Origin of the sequence: Paraburkholderia phenazinium, from assembly GCF_900141745.1 — a bacterium.
In the GTDB taxonomy this organism is placed as follows: Bacteria; Pseudomonadota; Gammaproteobacteria; order Burkholderiales; family Burkholderiaceae; genus Paraburkholderia; species Paraburkholderia phenazinium_B.
The window spans coordinates 3,442,418-3,461,196 of the sequence record NZ_FSRM01000001.1; the positions used below are offsets into that span (position 1 = coordinate 3,442,418).

Here is an 18,779-nt window from a genome sequence, read left to right on the forward strand (position 1 = left end):
ACATCTTGAAGATTTTCGTTACTGGTGCCAGCGGTTTCATCGGCGGCTCGATCGCCGCGGGACTCGTGCGCGCCGGACATCGCGTGCGCGGCCTGATCCGCAATCCTGAACACGCCGCCGAACTCGAGCGCCTCGGCATCGAACCGGTGATCGGCACACTCGACGACCGCGCGTTGCTTGTCGCGCAAGCGCAGGCTGCCGACGCCGTCATTAACGCCGCCAGCAGCGATCACCGCGCGGCAGTCGAAGCGCTGATCGAAGGGCTCGCCGGCTCCGGCAAGCCGTTTCTGCATACGAGCGGCTCGAGCATCGTCGGCGATGCGTCGGGCGGCGAAGCCGGCGCGGCCAGGATTTATAGCGAAGACGCGCTGCCCGAACCGACTGCGGATAAAGCGGCGCGTGTCGCAATCGACCGTCTGGTGCTCGAAGCAGCGCAGGAAAATATCCGCTCAGCAGTGCTATGCAACACGCTGATCTACGGTCATGGTGCTGTTGCCGGCAGCGCCAGCGTGCAGTTGCCGCGCCTCGTGCGCCAGGCGCAGAAAAGCGGTGTGGTCCGGCACGTGGGGAGTGGCGGCAACACCTGGTCCAACGTGCATATCGACGACGTGGTCGAGTTATATCGCCTCGCGCTGGAGAAGACCCCAGCCGGCACTTTCTACTTCGTCGAAAGCGGCGAGGCGTCGTTTCGCGACATGACCGCCGCCATCGCCCGCGCGACGAAACTAGGTCCTGCGCAAGACTGGCCGCTCAAGGACGCCGAACAGGAATGGGGTTATGAAATGGCGAACTACGGGCTTGGTTCGAACAGCCGGGTACGTGGCGAACGCGCTCGCAAACTGCTGGGTTGGCAGCCGCAGCGCACGTCGGTGATCGAGTGGATTGAGCGGGAGATGATGTAGCGTCAAAGGTTACTCCAGGGCGTCCACCGAAGGGCGCCCTGGAGAGCAAGTAATCTCTGTAAGCGAAGCTGTTGCGAATCCGTAAGATCAACTCGTTAGAATGCCGCCCAATTGATGGGCCGATTCGACAAAGCGAGTGGCCCCCTGAGCCCGGATTCTTCGATGAGCATCGCGCTAAATTTCGATTGGCTGACCAACCTTCTCGCGATTCTCTTCATCGTGGCTTGCCTCTATGACGCGCGCTACGACGAATACGGCACGCTGACCCTCGCGGCGGCGGCGATGGGACTGGTGGTCATGGCCATCGAGCTGTTCCTCAGGCCTGCTTTCGAAATGTCCTTATAGCGAGCGGCGCGGATGCCGTCCGCTCAACCGCACGCCGCCTGCTCCACCGCCCTATCCCCTCATCACGAACCGCATGCCGGACAACCGCGCGGCGCGTCCTCGTAGCGATCATGGTGCTTGACCCACTCGCCGAGATTCCTGACTTCGTTACGCCCCTTCGGCGCGATATCCAGATGCGTGTACGTGCCGATAAACGGCTCGCCACCGCGCGCGTAGCTTGAATACGTGTGGAAAATATTGCCGGCCTCGTCCTTGTAGAAAACGCTGTGGCCGGGTGCCTCGTCACCGGAAATCTCCTGCTCTTCGAAGTTGTAGAAGCCTTTGCCGTTTGCGACCTGCTCCGGCGTAAACGATACGTGATAGTCGAAGTTGAAATCGCTCTCATGCGACGAGACCCAGCGAAAGCGCCAGCCCATGCGCTTTTTGAACGCCTCGATCTTCTCGAGCGGTGCGCGCGAAACGGCCATGTACGAAACGTCGTGATGCTCGAGATGCGGCAACACGCCATCGACACTGTCCGAGAGGAACGAGCACCCGGGGCAGCCCTCTTTCCATTCCGGGCCCAGCATGAAGTGATAGACGATCAGCTGGCTGCGCCCGTCGAACAGCTCCGCGAGCGTCTTGCGACCCTGCGGCGTATCGAAGGTATAGGTCTTGTCGACCTTGACCCATGGGAGCGCCAGACGCTTGCGGTTGAGCTCGTCGCGTGCGCGTGTGAATGCCTTTTCTTCAGCCAGCAGCGCGCGGCGCGCAGCCAGCCATTCTTCTCTTGAGACAGTGCTATGCGGTTCCATCTGCATCTCCTTCCTCAGTGGTCAGGCAAGGTAACGCTCGAGTCCATCCAGCGTGGACGTCCAGCCCTCTGCGTGCTGGTCGCGCGTCTCTTCGTCAAGGAACTGGGCATGCGTCAAGGTAAGCAGCGTGCCGCCACCATCGGGGCGCAACGCCACCGTCACGAGCGACTCGCTCTCCGGCGCCGAGCGCCAGCTCCACGTGAAAACCAGCTTCGCGTCCGCCACGACTTCCAGATAGCGGCCACTGGCTTCGTGTTCCGCGCCGTCCGTGCCGCGCATCACGAGCCGGAAACTGCCGCCCTCCCGCGCATCGACTTCAGCATGAATCATCTCGTTGCCGCTCGGGTGCATCCACTTCAGGATTTGCGCCGGCTGCGTCCAGGCCCGGAAGACTTTGCCGGGCGACGCGTTGAGACGGCGCTGGAGCGTGAGACTGGGACGGGCGGACATGCCTCCTCCTGTTCGACAAAAGCGGCGAGACGATCGAGCTGCTCGCTCCAGAAGCGTTCATAGCGGTTCAGCCACAGCATGGCCTGCTCCATGGGCCCCGCGGACAACCGGCACGCCACCGTGCGGCCGGTTTTCGTGCGCGTGACGAGACCGGCCTCGGACAGTACGTCGAGATGCTTCATCACCGCCGGCAACGACATCTCGAACGGCTGCGCGAGTTCGCTGACCGACAGGTCGTGATGGGTGGACAGGCGCGCGAGCAACGCCCGCCGCGTGGGGTCGGAAAGCGCGGCAAACGTGCGGTCGAGAAGATCTTCTGAAAACTTAACCATAAGGTTAAGTGTAGTCGCGCGATTGTGGATGTCAAGGCGACAGTGCTTGAGGTGCGGGAAAAGATGCTGGAGATGCGCGCAGACCCGTGAGGGTAGCGTGGAGGAAAAAAAGACACGCGGCGCATCACAGCCCAAAAGACTGCAACACGCCGCGTCAAGGGTGGAGATTAAAGCGACTACTTACGCAAGCAGGGCTGCCCAGACCACCCTGCTCACGCGTCAAAACAAGGACTACCAGGGACCGCGGCAAGAGCCGCGATCAGATCGCCCAGCCACCAAGATAGAACGCGGCCAGAACAACTGCGATCGCTACCGTGCCGACGTTCAGCTTGCGATACTCGCCGCTCACGACACGGCCGATCACCAGCGTGCTGAAGCCGAGCATGATGCCGGTCACGATGTTGGCGGTCAGCACGATGAACACCGCGCACACCAGACCCGACATGGAATCGACCATGTCGTCCATATTCAGCTTGCTCACGCTCGACAGCATCAGCAGACCGACGTACATCAGCGCAGGAGCCGTCGCATATGAAGGCACCAGACCGGCGAGCGGCGAGAAGAACATCACGACGAGGAACAGCAGACCGACGACAGCCGCGGCCATCCCCGTCTTCGCGCCTGCTGCGACACCGACGGTCGATTCAATGTAGGCCGCAGCCGGCGCACCGCCGAGGAAGCCCGAGAAGATCGAGCTGAGTGAGTCCGCCGTCAGCGCACGGCCACCGTTGATGATTCGGCCGTTGGCATCGAGCTGCCCGGCCTGCCCTGCGACAGCGCGGATCGTGCCGGTCGCATCGAACACGGCTGTCATCACCAGCGCCAGCACACTAGGCAGTACCGCCAACGACAAGGCACCCTTGATGTCCATCGCACCGATCAGCGAAGCATGACCCGGCGCGCTCAGCGACGGCAGCGCAAACACGCCGTGATACGTCACCGCCGGATCGATCAGCAGTCCAAGCGCGGAGATCGCGACGATCACGATCAGGATCGAGCCCGGCACGCGACGGCGCACCAGCCCGAAGATCGCAGCCAACCCCGCCACCGACATCAGCGCCGGCAGCGCCGTGATATTGCCGAGCGAAACCGGCAGCCCCGCACCCGGGTTCTTGACCACGAGCCCAACGTCGTTGGCCGCAATCAGCAGCAGAAACAGCCCGATGCCGATGCCCGTGCCGTGCGCCACGCCCGAGGGCAGGTTGCGCAGGATCCACGAACGCACGCCCGTCACCGAAATGCCGGTGAAGACGATCCCCATCAGGAACACGGCGCCGAGCGCCACGGTCGGATGCAGGCCCTTGCCGAGCACGAGACCGAAGGCGGTGAAGGCGGTCAGCGAGATCGCGCAGCCAATGGCGATCGGCAGCCTGGCCCAGATGCCCATCAGCAGCGAGCCGAATGCCGTCGTCAAGCACACGGCCACGAATACCGCGCTGGTGTCGAAGCCCGCCTTGCCGAACATGCCCGGCACGACGAACACCGAATAGACCATCGCCAGAAAAGTGGTGACGCCGGCAATGATTTCCTGGCGCTGCGAACTGCCGCGCGAGGAGATTTCAAAGTACCGGTCGAGAAAGCCCTTGGAGTCGAAGCGTTCGACGCCGACATCGGAAATCGGCTGGGCGTGGGGTTCCATCATGATGAGTGCCTCCTTTATCAGCATGCTGAAACAGCCGGGGCACCGGCTGTCATCAGGTTCGTCTCGTTGCGTTTATGTAATGTGGTGGGCAAGGTTTTGAACGTTCGTCGCGGCGGATAGTCTGTGTTTCAGGCCGGCCCGCTTTGATCCGAAGATTCCCGACATCCCTTACAATCGGCCATCTGCTCATCGCGTTAAACCGGCAAAGTCAAACCCGCGTTAGCACCGTTCGTCATTTGCTGTCCCGAAATGTAGGCGAATACCAATATGTCTCCCATCGCATGAATGGCATGCCGGTCATGTCGCGATGCTTATATCGTTTAAGGCACGGCGGCACGCGGCTTCGGCCCGCGTGTTTACACCTACGGTCTGTAACGCACGTGTCGTATGCCTGTGGTCCCGCTTTGCGCGGACCGCAGACCGGGAGATGTCCCGTCGACGTCGCCGGCCGACTGCTTTGCAGTGGCCATGTGCCGGAACGCAGCGTGCAGCGGGTTAAACTCTGAGCCATTCGCCGTTTCAATTGCAGCGGTGGAGAGTGCGGCAAGCCAATCGCACCCTTCGCTCGCGCCCATGGAGTCTTTCTTGATGAGTGGCGGTTTTCGACGTCCAGCTTTCCGTTACCCGATCCTTCTCGTCCTCGCGGCTGTCGCCCTGTCGGGTTGCAGTCTGCTGCGCGGACCGCAGCAGGCGCCGATCACCGAGGCCGTCCCGGATCTCGTCGAACCCGCCAGTTCCACCCTCGTAGCCGGACCGCCTGAGACGACGGTGCAGACGGAAACCAGCAAGCCCGAAACGCCGGCCAAACCCAAGCGACCGCCTGCGCCGCCGCCGAAGAAGGAGGAACCGCCTCCGCCGCCGGTCGCCACGCCCGCCCCGCCGCCGCCCACGCCTGCGCCGCTGATCGTGACGCGGGTGATCGATCGCAACCAGGCGCACGGACTGCTCGACAGCGAAGTGCAGAAGCCCGACGGCAAGGTCGTGGGACGCGCCGTCGATCTCGTCACCGACCCGAGCGGCAAGCCGATCGAGATGATCGTCAATCTGCAGGGCTTCCTCGGGGTCGGCGACCGCAAGGTCAATTTCCCATGGAACGTATTCCGCTTCACGCCGGGCGCGAAGACCGCGCCCATCACGCTGAATCTCGCTCCGGGTCAGGCGCCGCCGGCCGACCGCGCAAAGGCCGCCGCGGCAGCGGCCGGCACCGCAACCGCCACACGTTTGCCGTTGCTCGACGCCACCGTTGAGCGCCCTAACGGCGCGAAAGTCGGCCGCGTGATCGACGTGCTGATCGACGCCAATGCCCAGCCGCAAGCAGTCGTGCTCGACGTGAGCGGCATGGTGAGCGCCGACCGCCGCACGATTGCGGCGAACTGGTCGGCGCTGCGATTTGCGGTAAAAGACAAGACGCTCTATCCGCTGATGGACCTGAGCGATGCAGCGATCGCCGCGTCGCCGCCGTATGCGTCGGATCAACCGATCCGCGCCGTTTCGCCTGCCCCACCCGCGCCGCCGGCCACGCCTGCGCCCGCCGCCGCTGCATCATCTACCGCGACTGCATCTACCGCACGGGCGGCCCGATGACAGGCCGGCTTATGGTGACAACACGCAGCCTGCGCGCGCTCGACTGGATGAATTTCTTCGTCGCGAACGTGCAGACCGGCTTTGGTCCGTTCATCGCGTCCTACCTCGCCTCGCACAAGTGGACCCAGGGTGAGATCGGCATGGCACTCTCGGTGGGTACGATCAGCGCGATGGTGAGCCAGGTGCCGGCAGGCGCCGCTGTCGACGCAATGAAGAACAAGAAAGGCGCTGCCGCCTGGGCGATCTTCGCGATCATCTTCTCCGCGGTGCTGCTCGCCAGCAGTCCAACCGTGCTGCCCGTGATCGCCGCGGAAGTCTTCCACGGCTTCGCGAGCTGCATGCTGGTGCCGGCCATGGCCGCGATCTCGTTCGCTTTGGTCGGACGCCAGAACCTTGGCGACCGGCTCGGGCGCAATGCGCGCTGGGCGTCTATCGGCAGTGCGATTGCGGCCGGGTTGATGGGGTTATTCGGCGAGTACTTCTCGTCGCGCGCGGTGTTCTGGTTGACCGCTGCGCTCGCCATGCCCGCGCTGATTGCGCTGAGCATGGTGCAGAACACTGGCACCGTCGACGCCATGCCCCAGGCCAAGCCAGTTCCGGACGCGGATGAAAAGCGCGAGAGCCTGCGCGAACTGCTGCGCGACAAGCGCATGCTGATCTTCGCGGCCTGTATCGTGCTGTTCCACCTGTCGAATGCGGCGATGCTCAACCTCGCGGCCGGTGAAGTGACTGCCGGCATGGGAGACAACGTGCAGCTCGTGATTGCGGCCTGCATCATCGTGCCGCAGGCGATCGTGGCGATGATGTCGCCGTGGGTAGGACGTTCGGCACAACGCTGGGGACGCAGGCCGATCCTGCTGTTCGGCTTCGCTGCGCTGCCGGTTCGCGCGCTGCTGTTTGCCGGAATCAGCAGCCCTTATCTGCTGGTGCCGGTGCAGATGCTCGATGGTTTGAGTGCAGCTGTGTTCGGGGTGATGCTGCCGCTGATCGCTGCGGATGTCGCTGGCGGCAAGGGTCGCTATAACCTGTGTATCGGGCTGTTCGGTCTGGCGGCCGGGATCGGCGCGACGTTGAGCACGGCAGCGGCGGGTTTCATTGCGGACCGGTTCAGCAATACGGTCAGCTTCTTTGGGCTCGCCGCGGCTGGGGCGCTGGCGGTGCTGCTCGTGTGGGCGGCCATGCCGGAGACGCGTGAGAGCGAGACTGTGCCGGAGGCGGAAGGGGTGCCCGAGGCGCGGTAATTACAGCGGGTCTGTTGCACAGAAAGGCCCGTGTCGCGCGAGCGATACCGGCCTTTTTTGTTTGCATCAACCAGCCGGTTCAATCCAGTAACTCCGCTGCCCGCTTGCGCAACTCCGTGCCGAAATCGTCCAGCCATCCGATCGACAAGCGCCAGCTCTGCCAGTACAGATCCACATCGACGGGCTTACCGGGCGCCATATCCACGAGTTCGCCGCTCTCGAGATGCGAGGCGATCATCCGCTCCGGACACAGGCCCCACCCCATTCCCGTGGCGCACGCTCTGAGAAAGCCCGCAACGTGAGGAATCCAGTGCAACGGCGGATCGACCTCCGCGCGAGTAATCCGGCGCATAAAGCGCTTCTGCAGCTGATCCTTCGGATTGAAGTCGATGCAAGGCGTGCGCCGCAGCGAATCGCGCGTGACCCCATCGGCGAAGTAGCGCTCGAAGAAATCCGGCGCACACACGGCCAGATAACGCATCCGTCCAAGCCGTACTGACCGGCAACCCTGCACCGGCTCCGCCTGCGTGGTCACCGCGCCCTGCACGCTGCCATCGCGAATCCGCTGTGCCGTATGATCCTGATCGTCGATGACGAGATCGAGCAGCATCTCCCGCTCCACACAGAACCCAGCCACCGCATCGATAAACCACGTGCCGACGCTGTCATCGTTGACCGCCACGCGCAAGGTCGGCCAGGACTCGACCAACGCTCCCGGCAGCGCAGGCAATCGCCCCGTCAGTTCCGATTCGAGCAACTGCACCCGCTCCGTATGGCGGCACAGCAGCGCGCCCGAAGTCGTCGCCACACACGGCTGGCCGCGTTTGACGAGCACGCTGCCCACCCGCTCCTCCAGCAATTTCACACGCTGCGACACCGCCGACGGCGTCACGTTCAGCTCGCTCGCCGCGCGGTCGAACGATCCGTGGCGCACTACAGCAGCCAGCGCATCCAGCAAAGCATAGTCGAGCATTAGCATTCCTTAATCGGCATTAACTGAATTAGCTTCTCTTACGAGCTGGAAAACCGCAGACTAGCGCCAATTCGTCTCATCCGTCTACTGGATCTCTCATGGATTGGCTTGCTTTCTCCCACGGAGCGGCGCTGTGCGCGTCGCTGATCGTCACCATCGGCGCCCAGAACGCCTTCGTGCTGCGCCAAGGCATCATGCGCTCGCACGTCGGCAAGATCGTGCTGCTGTGCGCGGTATCGGACTTCATCCTGATCGGTGCGGGGGTGGGCGGCGCATCGGCGCTGGTCGAGCGCTATCCGGTGTTCGTCCATGCCATGCTATATGTTGGGCTCGCCTACCTTGCCTGGTTCGGCATCAACGCGCTGCGTCGCGCGGTGCGTCCCGGCCATGCCGTGCTCGACGTCAGCGTCTCCGGTGACCCGACCAACGCGCCGGCAACCACAGCGACGTCCGCACAACGCACCATGCCGATCATCCTGATGACGCTCGCTTTCACGTGGCTCAACCCGCATGTGTATCTCGACACCTTCCTCCTGATCGGCACAGCCGGCGCCCGCGAAGCACAAACCGGCCGGGTGGCCTTCGCGCTCGGTGCGATGGCGGTCAGCGGCGTGTGGTTCGTCGGCCTCGGCTACGGCGCGCGAGCACTCGCCCCCCTGTTTCGCCGTGCGACGGCCTGGCGCGTACTCGACGGCGCGATCGGCAGCATGGTTCTGCTGCTTGCCGTCACGCAATTGCGCTAAGCGAACGCCAGGCAGAGCGAAGCACTCGGCAAACACAAGGACCACTACAGGGCAAACAAAGGACAATCAGCGGGACAGGAAGCCGTAGAATCGTGCTTCCTGTCCCGCTTTTTGCCTATTCGCCGCCCTCATGGTCAATCCGACGCACTTCGATCTGCATTCCCTGCGCGTGTTTCTGACGGTCGCCGAAACCGGCAGCCTGACCCGCGCGGCCGAACGCAGCCACATGACGCTCTCCGCCATCAGCAAGCGCATGGCCGATCTCGAACGGGCCACCGACTGCGCCCTCCTCGTGCGCCATCCGCGCGGCGTCGAACTCACGCCGGCGGGCCACGGGCTGCTGAATCACGCGCTTCAGGTGCTCGACCAGGTCAACCGCATGGCGAGCGAAATGAGCGACTTTGCCGTCGGCGTACGCGGTCATGTACGGATCTGGGCCAACACATCGGCCATCGTGCAGTTCCTTCCCACCGATCTGCAGCGCTTTCTCGCCAACAACCCGAGCGTCAAGGTCACGCTCGAAGAACGCCTGAGCGGCGAGGTGATCGAAGCGCTCGGCGCGGGCCGCACCGATCTGGGCGTATTCGCGGACAACGTCCCCGCGCCGATGGTGGACAAGCGCGTCTACCGGCGCGATCGGTTGATCATACTGGTCCCCGCGGACCATCCGCTGGCGGGCGTCAAAGAGATCGCCTTTGCCGACACGCTCGAATACGACTACGTCGCCCTGAACGCCGGCAGCTCGTTGCTGCTGCGCATGATGGACGCCGCGCTCGCCGCCGAAAAGCCGCTGCGGCTGCGCATCCAGATGCGCAGTTTCGACGGCATCTGCCGGATGATTGAAGCCGGCCTCGGCATCGGCATGCTGCCCGCCGCGGCAGTGCGCCCGGAAATCCTCGCAGCGGGCCTGCGCGCCGTGCAATTGACCGACACCTGGTCCGAACGCACGCTGTGGATCGGTGCGAAGGACGCCAAGGCGCTCACACCGGAGGCAGCCAGGCTGTTCGATTTCATGGCGGCCATGCCGGCGGCGGCAGGCTGAGCGGAGCCTGGCCGGCAGGCGCCGCCGCGCCCTTTCCACCCGGGAAAGGGTCCGTGAAGAATCCGACATTCCCAGCGCCGCCGCGCTGCGTCACTATCCTGTTCAACGGAACACACTCGATGGAGACGCAGCATGGCTGGACCGCTCGACGGGATCCGCGTCCTTGAACTCGGACAACTGATTGCAGGCCCGTTCGCGAGCCGGATGCTCGCCGAATTCGGCGCCGACGTCATCAAGATCGAAACGCCCGTGACGGGCGACCCGCTGCGCAAATGGCGCATGCTGCATGAAGGCACCTCCGTATGGTGGGCAGCGCAATCGCGCAATAAACGTTCGGTGACGCTGAACCTGAGAGACCCTGAAGGCCAGGATATTGCACGACGCCTCGCCGCCGAGGCCGACGTCGTCATCGAAAACTTCCGCCCTGGCGCACTCGAAGGCTGGGGCCTCGGCTGGGACACACTGCATACGCTGAACCCCAGGCTCGTGATGCTGCGCGTCTCCGGCTACGGCCAGACTGGCCCGTATCGCGACCTGCCTGGCTTCGGCGTGATCGGCGAAGCAATGGGCGGCCTGCGTCACCTGAGCGGCGAACCGGGCCGCACGCCGGTGCGCGTCGGCGTGTCGATCGGCGATTCGCTCGCTGCCCTGCATGGCGTGATCGGCATCCTGCTGGCGTTGCGTCATCGCGACCAGAACGGCGGTGAAGGCCAGATGGTCGACGTCGCCCTGTACGAATCGGTCTTCAACATGATGGAGAGCCTGCTGCCCGAATACTCCGTGTTTGGCGCGGTCCGCCAGGCGGCGGGCAGCAGCCTGCCAGGCATTGCGCCGAGCAATGCCTATCGCTGCCGCGACGGCAAATTCGCGCTGATTGCCGGCAACGGTGACAGCATCTTCCGACGTCTGATGGAAGTGATCGAGCGCTCCGACCTTGGTGAGGATCCGGCGCTCGCGCAAAACGATGGCCGGGTCGCGAACGTCGAACGGATCGATGCAGCCATAAGCGCCTGGACGGAACAGCGTTCGCTCGACGAGGTGCTGGCGCATCTGAACGAAGCGCGCATTCCGGCCGGCAAGATCTACGATGTCGCCGACATTGCTGCCGATCCGCACTACCGTGCCCGCGAAATGATTGTGGATAGCACGCTCGCCGACGGCACACCGGTGCAAGTCCCCGGCGTTTTGCCGAAACTGAACGCCACTCCGGGCACGATCCGCACACTCGCGCCCGAACTCGGCCAGCATACCGATGAGGTGCTCGCCACCCTCGGCCTGGACGATGCCAAACGCGCCGCGCTGCGCGAACGCGGCATCATCTGAACAAGTATTCAGGAGACCTTCGATGAGCGCCACCCGCCCTCGCCTGTACATCCAGGAAGTCGCCACCCGCGACGGCTTCCAGAACGAAGCCCGCTTCATTGAAACCGACGACAAGGTTGCCTTGATCGATCGACTGAGTGCCTGCGGTTTCGCCAAAATCGAAGTGACTTCGTTCACCTCGCCGCGCGCCATTCCGGCGCTGCGCGATGCCGAAGCGGTAATGCATCGCATCGAGCGCCGCGCCGGTGTGGTCTATACCGTACTGGTGCCGAACGTGCGCGGTGCCGAACGCGCGTTGTCATGCGATGTCGACGAAGTCAATCTGGTGATGTCGGTCAGCGAAAGCCACAATCGGGCAAATCTGCGCATGAGCCGGGAAGAATCGTTCGCACAACTGCGGGATGTGATCGAAGTAGTGAGCCGCACGCGAGTAGCGATTAACGTGTCGCTGTCGACCGCGTTTGGCTGCCCCATGGAGGGCGACGTTGCGGAAGACGAAGTGCTGAGCTGGGTTGCGCGCTTCGCCACGCTCGGCGTGCACGGGGTCACGCTGTGCGACACGACCGGCATGGCGTATCCCAACCAGGTCCGGCAACTGGCACAACGCACGCGCGATGAATTCGCCGGACTGGAAACCACGCTGCACTTTCACAACACGCGGGGGATGGCGCTCGCCAACACGCTGGCTGCATTGGACGCAGGCATCGACCGCTTCGACGCCTCGCTGGGCGGCCTGGGCGGTTGTCCCTATGCACCGGGCGCGACGGGGAACGTGTGCACCGAAGAACTCGTGCATATGCTGGAACTGAACGGCTACGATACCGGTGTCGATCTCACCCAGGTGTTGCAGGCTGCCGCACATTTGCCAGGGCTGATCGGCCACGACGTACCGAGCCAGTTGCTCAAGGCCGGCCGGCGGCTCGATCTGCATCCGGCTCCGGATGCGGGTGAGCAGCGACCTTCCGCGGCCTGAACGGCGGCGTTCCGCTCGTCAGGGCTGCGCGCCCGGTATCTCGTCAGGGCAGATTCCCGCACGTCCGACTCCAACGGTCTGCAGCGCGCCGTCAGCCACATACGGCACCAACCCGTCCTTGCAGATTTTCAGCACGGTGTCGCGCGTGCATTGTTCGTCGCCGGGAGCACAGTAGTCGATTGCGATCACTGGCAACTCATATTTTTCGCTCACAACCCTCGCCTGCCCCAGCAGCCAGTCGCGGTCTGCCTGTGACACCGTCGTATAACGCTGGTTCGGCTGATCCCAGCCGCTGTAGAGCGATTCGAAGGCCACCGCGTACACGAGATCGTGCACCTGCGGCAGGATCTCGAAGCCGCGGTTAAACATCAATCTGGCTCGTGGATAGCGCTTCTTGATCGCGCGGATCACCTCCACCAGTCCTGCTTGCTGGCGGGCGCGGTCTGCATCGGTTTTGGCGATCAGTTGATACGAATCGAGCGTATCCAGAAAGAAGCCGCGATAGCCTTTACGCCAGAGCGGCGCAATCACCTGCTTCACATAGAACGCTGGCCAGCCGGGTGCGTCCTGATCGACGACCTTCGACGCCCACGCGGGGTTATTGCCAGCCAGCCAGTCCTGCGGCATCGCAGCGTAGTAGGCGCGTTGCGGCGTGACTTCGCCGACGCTGACGTATGCGAACCAGGCGATATGGCGATTATGTTGGATTGCAGGATCGAGGTTGCTATCCGGCTCGACCACCACCACATCGAATCCGGACAGTGCCTCGACAGGTACCTTGTCGCCGTAAAAGAACGCCACTGAGGGCTGCATGGAAGCATTCGCCGCCGTGGCGGAGTGACTCCCCGCGCTGGCGGCGCTCTGGGCTTGCGCGAGAGGTCCCAGTCCGGCGGCCGTGCCGAAGCAGGCCACCCAGGCAGCGAAGCGGCACAGCGCGCGCACCATAAACATTCGCATCCCGCACTATCAGTTATGCAGCATGTAGGTTTCGTATTCGAGTTTGGCGAACTTGCGATCCAGCGTCAGCACCGCGCCGACTACCAGAATCAGCAGCGCCAAAGCAAAACCATACCCATACGTATTGGGACTCATCTGCAACGTGATCCACGTCAGCGCGCCGTTGAGCACCACAAACGCCACACACAGCTTCAACACCGTACGTCGTGCATCCAGATAGAAGAACACGTTCAGGAGACCCAACAGCACCACCTGCAGACTGGCCGCAATCACGTCGACGGTGAGAAGCGGCATGTATAGCGGCGAAATATTCAGCGCCGCGAGCACGTTCGACCCAAAAGCGAAAATCAGCAGCAGCACGACAACCTGAATCTTGATGATCTCATACAGACCCGCACGCACGCTGCCCACCATCATGTCGCGCATATCGTTGATGTGGCGCAGCGTCGCGCCGCTGCGCACGGCATCGTAGAACGCGTCGTAATACTCGACGAAGTCCGCCTCGATACGCACCAGGAAGGTCGCCATGCCAGGCATCACGCACACATAGGCGATGAACACCGGGATATCGTAGATCACCGATGCATGCAGCGGCCCGATGACCGGCGCGCCCGTGCCTGGCGAATACCAGAACATGAACTTGTCGAGCCACACGCCGAGATTGAAGAACAGCCCCACCAGCGCGAGCGTCGGATAAGCGAAGCGCTTGTCGAACACCTCGAAGGAAATCAGCCGGCCGCTGCGGTAGTTACGGTAGATCAATCCGGACAGACCGCCCAGCAACACCAGGTGGCCCGCAACAAAGCCGCCGAGCAGCCCCGACAGGCCGTGCCGGTTGAGCATCAGCGCGAACGCGACGGTGCAGCCGTAGCCGATCAGAAACACAAACAGGATCTGCCGGTACTGCTTGACGCTGGAGAGAAAAATCACGGCGATCCAGATGTTGCTGATCACCACGAAACCCGCCACCATCAGCACGCGATAGGCCAAAGGCTCGCTCTTGAACCCCACCAGCATTGCCACCACGCCCACCAGCCCGGAAGCGATCGTGCTGACCAGCACGACCCCGTTGTAGTTCGACAGCACCAGATCGTCGCGCTTTTCAAACAGGCGGTCGGAGATGAAACGCGTAAACGACAGTTGCAGCGGACCCGTCAAAATCAGGCTCAGCGCAATCAGATACGTCACCGATATCTGAAACTGCACGATCGCGTATTTCGGTATCACGAACGCGAGGCTCATCACCCCGATGATCAGGATACCGAAGATCGACAGGATCAACGGCCCCGAGCTGATCAGGCCAGCGTAGGCGTAAGCCCGCGCGACACCGAACAGCGTGTCGTGCTTGAGGATCTTGCGCAGTTCGAAACCAATCCCGGCCATTAGCGTGTCTCCCCGGCTTGAGCGGTGCGCGGGCTCGTCTGCGCGCCATGGTGCACCGGGCAGCCGCCCGCGGCTGCGTTGCGCGAGCCGCGCGGAACATCCGGGGCCGCTGCGAGCTTCTCGTACAGGGTCCGGTAGCTGTCGGTCATCTGCGCCTTCGTGTAATAGCGGCGCACCCGTGCGAGGCCAGCCTGCTGCGCGGCCTGCCAGCGGGCGTCGTCGTTCAGCAGCGCCACCACGGCCTGCGCGAAGGCGGCCGGATTGGCGATCTGCACCACTGCGCCCGCACTGCCGAGCGCGCGGTCTTCCGCATCGAGTCCTTCGATCATCTGGCGGCATGCGCCGACATCGGTCGTGATGGACGGAATACCGGCTGCAAACCCTTCCAGCACGACCAGTGGCAACGCCTCGCTGATCGACGTGAGGGCGATGACGTCGATTTTCGGCAGCACATCGTCGATGCGCTGAAAGCCGAGAAACTTCACGTTTGCGGCCAGCCCCAGACTCTCCACCAGCGCACGGCATTCGAGCGCGTAACCCGGATCTTCTTCTTCCGGCCCGATGATCCAGCCTTCGATCTCGGGCATGCTGCGGGAGGCCACGAACATGGCGCGAATAAACGTCTTGATGTCCTTGATCGGCACCACCCGGCCGATCAGCGCGACCACCTTGTGCGGCCCTGCCTTGCGCTGCTCGACAAGCGGTGCAAGGCCGTCGACGTCCACGCCATTCGGAATGCTGCGGGTGCGCTCGGCAACCGCGCCGTCTGCGACCTGGCGCAAGCGGTTCGTTTCGTACAGGGCGACGATGTCGTCGGCGGCGTCGTACGCGAGCTTGCCGATCGCCTCGAAAAAGCGCACCCAGAGTTCGCGGAAATAACTGATACGCGAGATGTCACGCTCGAATGCGCCGCGATTGTCGCGAATCCACTGACTCTGCAACAGATCGATCTTGCGCTCTTTCGTGTAGATACCGTGCTCGGAAATCAGCAGCGGCCGCCCCGTGCGGTAGTGCAGCAGCGCACCGAGAAAGCCTGCGTATCCCGTCGAAATCGTGTGATAGACCTTCGCCGGTATCAGCTTCTCAGCGACGTTCGCGAGTAACCACAACGGCTTGTGCATGATCCGCACGGTCCAGAAGTAGTCGGTAAACGACGGGTCGGTGCAGTGCTTTTCGTACTGCTCGACGATGAACTCCCACGACTGGCGGCTCGCCAGAAACTGCGCTTCGTTGAGCGCGCCGTGTTCGCCGAGCGTCGGCACCATCTCGGCCATCAGCTTGCCCACATCCGCACCGCGCACGTCGCGCAAAGCCGCGTGCAACTCGGCCGACTTCGCAAACGCCGCGGCGTCGCCTTCAATCTCGCGCGGCCGGCTGGCGTCTACGGAAGCCGTCTCATACAGGTAATGGGTCTCGAAGTGCACGACGTTGTCGGGCAACTTGTAGGCCGCACCGTGATAGTCCTGCTCGCGGCTGCCGATAAAGACAATCGCAAAGCGCGTCTGCGGGTACGCGCGCAGCATTTCGTTGACCCAGCTCGACACCCCGCCCCGCACAAACGGGAAGGTGCCTTCCAGCAGCAGGCAGACATCGGCATCGGCGGCACGCCGCATCAAGGACTCTTTCATGATGACCAGTAAGTCACAGCAGGTTTGAGCGTCGGCAGCGCTGCGGCATTGCCGAGCGTCGCGAGCCATTGACTGGTTTGAGCGTAGTCGCCGCGCAGGAACGCCACTTCGGCGAGCCAGGGCGTCAGGCGTTCACGCGGAAAGCCCAGTTCGAGGGCGCGTTCCATGTACTGTCCCGCTTCATCGGGGCGGCCCTCGGCAAGCGCGAGGCGGCCGCGAATCAGCCACAGCGCCGCGTCCTTGTCGTCGGTAGCGAGCGCGTCGCGTGCGTAGCGGTCGGCCTGCTCGAGCGTATGGCGATACACCGCGCCCTGCACGAGGTTCTGATAGACCAGCTCGAAATACAGTTCGGCGAGGCGCCGGTTGATCGCATGGCGCTCGCTGTCGTCCTTCGCCTGTTCGAGGGCTTTAGCGGTCGTGAAGATCTTCTGCATGATCTCGTTCTCGGCCTGGTCCAGCGTGCCGTAAGCAATCAGACGCACGTCCTCGATCGGATCGGCCAGCAGATCGCGCAACAGTGTGCCCGTGGTGCGGGTGGGCATGCTCTGGATTGCGACGAGTGCGGTAAGCCGGTCGGTCGAAGAGACCTGCGTGTTGATCAGGCGCGCCTGCAGCCGGGCTCCGCCACCGTGCGAAACGCGCGAGACGAGGTAGCTGACGAATTCAGGGCGCGGCACATCGGTCAGTTGATCGCTGTCTCTCGTGCCCGGGAACCACGCTGCCCAGATACAGCTTGCCAGCAGGACGAGGCCGGCGCCGAGCGGCACGAACGTGCACAGCACCCACAGCAGCAGGAGCGTCCAGAAGCGCGGCTCGCGGTAACGCGACGGCAGCATCACGCGCAGCAGCAGCGCCTGCACGAGCGCAACCAGCGCCTGCGCGACAAAGCCGGCCAGCAGCGGATCGACGCCCGCAGGTGCGCGCAGGAAGCTCAGGTACGCGAAGTATTCCACCAGCACATAGCCGGCGAACGACAGCACGTTGACGAGGGCGGAAATGAGCTTAGACATCGAGGCCGCTACGCTTGAGAAGGCGCTGCAGCGCCGGACCGGGATCCATGGTGCCCAGATGCAGCGTATGCACGCCGACGCGGGCGCTCTCCAGATTCAGGTTGAACTGGGCCGAGAGGCTGCCTTCGATACGGGCGAGATAACCGTCGATGCCGGTCGTGTCCGTTGCAGGCATGAGGTTGACCAGCACCGACTGCGACGCCGTTTGCACCGGCCACATCAGGTCGAGCGCACGACGGCGGCGAATCACGTGTTCGAACAGCGAGTCGCCCGCTTCGTCGCGCGGGAACGCCAACGCGACCATCGACGAAGCGATTCCGGCGTCGCGCTGCAGACGCGTCAGGCGTCCAAGGTCGAGCGCGAAATCGTACGGACAGCCAGGCACAGCGGCAAGGATGCCCTGCACGAGGCCCGAGTGCTCCACGCCGTCCGCGTAATAGCCGAGCAGCACCAGCAGCAGTTGCAGGTTATCGAAGTTCAGCGACAGGAACGGCATGCGCTTGATCACCAGCACCGCCAGCAACTGGCCGTCGGCGCTGACAAGAGGCGCGCACACCAGGTATTGCGACTGGGCGACGGGGATATCCTCGCTTTTCAGATGCGCGACGCTCATCGTGCTGATAGCGTGCGTGACAAGCTCGTCGTCCGGCGCGAGCGCGAAGTCATCGCCCACGCGGGCAGCAGCCTCGCGGCCGACCTGGCCGTTGCGCACCGGGAACAGCGCCGCGACTTCGATCTGGCATACCTGGGCGACAAATTCGAGCAGACCATGCGCGCCCGGCAACGCGCGCAACGAAGCAGGAGGTGTGACGGTGTCCTGAGCACCGCTCTCTCCCTGCACCGACAGGCGTCGCAACTCGGTAATCGAATCGCGCAGCGTGGTGGGCCGGGACAGCAGATCTTTTTCGAGCCGCTCGTGCGACAGGCGCATCAGATAGTGGCTGTTGGTGATCGCCACGAGACGGTCGTTCAGGTAGTCATTGATGGTCGAAGCACGCGCGGCGCGATGGCCCCACGTATCGCCGAAGTGACCCGCGACGATGGTCTGCAGCAGCCCGCCGGTGAAGAACATCAGGGGCCACGGCTGGCCGTGGCTGCCGCCCAGCAGATACCATGCGCCCACCGTCATCGCGCTCGCCAGCAGTCCGAGCAACGTGCCGTAGCGCAGGGCGATCACGAACGGCGCGAACCACAACCACGGGAAACCCGAATTCAGCAGCAGCGGATCCGTACGGTCGAACGCCCAGCACAGCCCGAACACCACGAGCATGAAGATGATCGTTTCGACAATAGCGAAGGGCCGTGTAACAGCGGGCGCGACCAGCCGACGCACGGCGCCAAGGTTGCCGAACGGGTTCGAGTGGCGCGGTTTCGACGCGGCGGCGCCGGTTTGCGCGGTAGCGGTAGCTGTATTCACGGCGTGTTCCTCATGACGGAGCGAATTGCGGATGACGGCG

18 protein-coding genes are annotated in these 18,779 nt (G+C 63.5%); 8 read left to right on the forward strand and 10 right to left on the reverse strand.

All coding sequences use genetic code 11. The features are described from left to right. Positions 1-5 precede the first annotated feature (5 nt). Both BUS06_RS15475 and BUS06_RS15480 read left to right on the forward strand, forming a co-directional pair. Positions 6-902, forward strand: coding sequence for an NAD-dependent epimerase/dehydratase family protein (locus tag BUS06_RS15475; RefSeq protein WP_074266115.1), 897 nt, complete (start codon positions 6-8; stop codon positions 900-902). Between the two features lie 162 nt (positions 903-1,064). Beyond that, positions 1,065-1,247, forward strand: a complete 183-nt coding sequence (locus BUS06_RS15480) for a hypothetical protein (RefSeq protein ID WP_074265062.1) — start codon at positions 1,065-1,067, stop codon at positions 1,245-1,247. Positions 1,248-1,309: 62 nt separating this feature from the next. Here the strand turns inward: BUS06_RS15480 and BUS06_RS15485 are convergent, their stop codons facing one another. From BUS06_RS15485 to BUS06_RS15500, 4 genes are all read right to left on the reverse strand, one after another. Continuing rightward, positions 1,310-2,041 (reverse strand): DUF899 domain-containing protein, encoded by a 732-nt coding sequence (locus BUS06_RS15485; RefSeq protein ID WP_074265063.1) that lies wholly within the window; start codon positions 2,039-2,041, stop codon positions 1,310-1,312. A gap of 21 nt (positions 2,042-2,062) precedes the next feature. Then, positions 2,063-2,491: an SRPBCC family protein gene (locus BUS06_RS15490; RefSeq protein ID WP_074265064.1), complete on the reverse strand. Its 429-nt coding sequence runs from the start codon at positions 2,489-2,491 to the stop codon at positions 2,063-2,065. Further along, positions 2,398-2,823 (reverse strand): ArsR/SmtB family transcription factor, encoded by a 426-nt coding sequence (locus tag BUS06_RS15495; RefSeq protein ID WP_074265065.1) that lies wholly within the window; start codon positions 2,821-2,823, stop codon positions 2,398-2,400. The genes BUS06_RS15490 and BUS06_RS15495 overlap by 94 nt, the downstream gene beginning before the upstream one ends. Before the next feature lie 259 nt (positions 2,824-3,082). Beyond that, positions 3,083-4,465, reverse strand: a complete 1,383-nt coding sequence (locus BUS06_RS15500) for an NCS2 family permease (protein WP_074265066.1) — start codon at positions 4,463-4,465, stop codon at positions 3,083-3,085. 588 nt (positions 4,466-5,053) lie between these two features. Here BUS06_RS15500 and BUS06_RS15505 point away from each other — a divergent pair. Both BUS06_RS15505 and BUS06_RS15510 read left to right on the forward strand, forming a co-directional pair. Then, positions 5,054-6,049 (forward strand): PRC-barrel domain-containing protein, encoded by a 996-nt coding sequence (locus BUS06_RS15505; RefSeq protein WP_074265067.1) that lies wholly within the window; start codon positions 5,054-5,056, stop codon positions 6,047-6,049. Then, the gene (locus BUS06_RS15510) at positions 6,046-7,290 is read left to right on the forward strand and encodes an MFS transporter (protein ID WP_074265068.1); all 1,245 of its coding nucleotides are present in this window, start codon (positions 6,046-6,048) and stop codon (positions 7,288-7,290) included. Before BUS06_RS15505 ends, BUS06_RS15510 begins: the two co-directional genes overlap by 4 nt. 79 nt (positions 7,291-7,369) lie before the next feature. Here BUS06_RS15510 and BUS06_RS15515 read toward each other — a convergent pair whose 3' ends face one another. Then, on the reverse strand, positions 7,370-8,263 hold the full coding sequence (locus BUS06_RS15515; protein ID WP_074265069.1) for a LysR family transcriptional regulator ArgP: 894 nt from the start codon (positions 8,261-8,263) through the stop codon (positions 7,370-7,372). A 98-nt stretch (positions 8,264-8,361) separates the two neighbouring features. On the opposite strand from BUS06_RS15515, the gene BUS06_RS15520 reads away from it, so the two are divergent. The 4 genes from BUS06_RS15520 (at position 8,362) to BUS06_RS15535 (ending at position 12,344) form a co-directional block, all read left to right on the forward strand. Then, the gene (locus BUS06_RS15520; RefSeq protein ID WP_074265070.1) at positions 8,362-9,006 is read left to right on the forward strand and encodes a LysE/ArgO family amino acid transporter; all 645 of its coding nucleotides are present in this window, start codon (positions 8,362-8,364) and stop codon (positions 9,004-9,006) included. Positions 9,007-9,136: 130 nt separating this feature from the next. Further along, the gene (locus tag BUS06_RS15525; protein ID WP_074265071.1) at positions 9,137-10,048 is read left to right on the forward strand and encodes a LysR family transcriptional regulator; all 912 of its coding nucleotides are present in this window, start codon (positions 9,137-9,139) and stop codon (positions 10,046-10,048) included. A 132-nt stretch (positions 10,049-10,180) separates the two neighbouring features. Next, the gene (locus BUS06_RS15530; RefSeq protein ID WP_074265072.1) at positions 10,181-11,371 is read left to right on the forward strand and encodes a CaiB/BaiF CoA transferase family protein; all 1,191 of its coding nucleotides are present in this window, start codon (positions 10,181-10,183) and stop codon (positions 11,369-11,371) included. 22 nt (positions 11,372-11,393) lie between these two features. Further along, positions 11,394-12,344: a hydroxymethylglutaryl-CoA lyase gene (locus BUS06_RS15535; RefSeq protein ID WP_074265073.1), complete on the forward strand. Its 951-nt coding sequence runs from the start codon at positions 11,394-11,396 to the stop codon at positions 12,342-12,344. A gap of 18 nt (positions 12,345-12,362) precedes the next feature. Here BUS06_RS15535 and BUS06_RS15540 read toward each other — a convergent pair whose 3' ends face one another. From BUS06_RS15540 to BUS06_RS15560, 5 genes are read right to left on the reverse strand one after another with little or no spacing between them, the layout of a single operon-like run. Next, positions 12,363-13,301, reverse strand: coding sequence for an endo alpha-1,4 polygalactosaminidase (locus tag BUS06_RS15540; protein ID WP_074265074.1), 939 nt, complete (start codon positions 13,299-13,301; stop codon positions 12,363-12,365). Between the two features lie 9 nt (positions 13,302-13,310). Then, a complete protein-coding gene (pelG, locus tag BUS06_RS15545; RefSeq protein ID WP_074265075.1) occupies positions 13,311-14,684 on the reverse strand; it encodes an exopolysaccharide Pel transporter PelG in 1,374 nt (457 codons plus the stop codon). After that, positions 14,684-16,312, reverse strand: a complete 1,629-nt coding sequence (gene pelF / locus BUS06_RS15550; protein ID WP_074265076.1) for a GT4 family glycosyltransferase PelF — start codon at positions 16,310-16,312, stop codon at positions 14,684-14,686. The genes pelG and pelF overlap by 1 nt, the downstream gene beginning before the upstream one ends. Further along, positions 16,309-17,322, reverse strand: coding sequence for a tetratricopeptide repeat protein (locus BUS06_RS15555; RefSeq protein WP_074265077.1), 1,014 nt, complete (start codon positions 17,320-17,322; stop codon positions 16,309-16,311). Before BUS06_RS15555 ends, pelF begins: the two co-directional genes overlap by 4 nt. Continuing rightward, positions 17,315-18,739, reverse strand: coding sequence for a PelD GGDEF domain-containing protein (locus BUS06_RS15560; protein WP_074265078.1), 1,425 nt, complete (start codon positions 18,737-18,739; stop codon positions 17,315-17,317). The genes BUS06_RS15555 and BUS06_RS15560 overlap by 8 nt, the downstream gene beginning before the upstream one ends. Positions 18,740-18,779 lie beyond the last annotated feature (40 nt).

Excerpts from the sequence above, each read along its gene's own strand:
- BUS06_RS15480 (WP_074265062.1), top strand. The coding sequence starts at position 1,065 with ATGAGCATCGCGCTAAATTTCGATTGGCTGACCAACCTTCTCGCGATT.
- BUS06_RS15485 (WP_074265063.1), bottom strand. The coding sequence starts at position 2,041 with ATGGAACCGCATAGCACTGTCTCAAGAGAAGAATGGCTGGCTGCGCGC.
- BUS06_RS15490 (WP_074265064.1), bottom strand. The coding sequence starts at position 2,491 with ATGTCCGCCCGTCCCAGTCTCACGCTCCAGCGCCGTCTCAACGCGTCG.
- BUS06_RS15495 (WP_074265065.1), bottom strand. The coding sequence starts at position 2,823 with ATGGTTAAGTTTTCAGAAGATCTTCTCGACCGCACGTTTGCCGCGCTT.
- BUS06_RS15500 (WP_074265066.1), bottom strand. The coding sequence starts at position 4,465 with ATGATGGAACCCCACGCCCAGCCGATTTCCGATGTCGGCGTCGAACGC.
- BUS06_RS15505 (WP_074265067.1), top strand. The coding sequence starts at position 5,054 with ATGAGTGGCGGTTTTCGACGTCCAGCTTTCCGTTACCCGATCCTTCTC.
- BUS06_RS15510 (WP_074265068.1), top strand. The coding sequence starts at position 6,046 with ATGACAGGCCGGCTTATGGTGACAACACGCAGCCTGCGCGCGCTCGAC.
- BUS06_RS15515 (WP_074265069.1), bottom strand. The coding sequence starts at position 8,263 with ATGCTCGACTATGCTTTGCTGGATGCGCTGGCTGCTGTAGTGCGCCAC.
- BUS06_RS15520 (WP_074265070.1), top strand. The coding sequence starts at position 8,362 with ATGGATTGGCTTGCTTTCTCCCACGGAGCGGCGCTGTGCGCGTCGCTG.
- BUS06_RS15525 (WP_074265071.1), top strand. The coding sequence starts at position 9,137 with ATGGTCAATCCGACGCACTTCGATCTGCATTCCCTGCGCGTGTTTCTG.
- BUS06_RS15530 (WP_074265072.1), top strand. The coding sequence starts at position 10,181 with ATGGCTGGACCGCTCGACGGGATCCGCGTCCTTGAACTCGGACAACTG.
- BUS06_RS15535 (WP_074265073.1), top strand. The coding sequence starts at position 11,394 with ATGAGCGCCACCCGCCCTCGCCTGTACATCCAGGAAGTCGCCACCCGC.
- BUS06_RS15540 (WP_074265074.1), bottom strand. The coding sequence starts at position 13,301 with ATGCGAATGTTTATGGTGCGCGCGCTGTGCCGCTTCGCTGCCTGGGTG.
- pelG (WP_074265075.1), bottom strand. The coding sequence starts at position 14,684 with ATGGCCGGGATTGGTTTCGAACTGCGCAAGATCCTCAAGCACGACACG.
- pelF (WP_074265076.1), bottom strand. The coding sequence starts at position 16,312 with ATGAAAGAGTCCTTGATGCGGCGTGCCGCCGATGCCGATGTCTGCCTG.
- BUS06_RS15555 (WP_074265077.1), bottom strand. The coding sequence starts at position 17,322 with ATGTCTAAGCTCATTTCCGCCCTCGTCAACGTGCTGTCGTTCGCCGGC.